This window comes from Cupriavidus sp. SIMBA_020 (assembly GCF_046535395.1).
Lineage (GTDB): Bacteria > Pseudomonadota > Gammaproteobacteria > Burkholderiales > Burkholderiaceae > Cupriavidus > Cupriavidus campinensis.
This window is the reverse complement of the sequence record NZ_JAWRWU010001050.1, coordinates 1-256: the sequence shown is the minus strand read 5'-3', so window position 1 is coordinate 256 and position 256 is coordinate 1. Positions and strand designations below refer to the sequence as shown.

Sequence of the window (256 nt, the reverse complement as noted above, 5' to 3'; positions counted from 1 at the left end):
GCTTCCTCTTCCTGCTGCTTCAGCTGCTGCTCGCGGCGCTGCTGCTCGAGCTGCGCTTCGCGTGCGGCCGCCTCTTGTTGCTGGCGCTTCTTCTGCTGCAACGCGATGTCCGCCTGTTCGTCTCTCACCGGGGGAGGGGGCGGCGCGACCTTCACGGGCGGCGTCGGTGCGACGACGGGCCGCGGTGCGGGAACGTCGGGGACCTCGGTCCACAGTTCGGCTTCGGCGCCGGCCGGCGTGCTGTTCTGCCACTGCA

At 70.7% G+C, this 256-nt stretch carries 1 pseudogene; it reads right to left on the bottom strand.

Annotation, left to right across the window (positions count from 1 at the left end):
• Positions 1–256: pseudogene (locus SB751_RS32690) on the bottom strand (protein TolA); the annotation flags it as partial.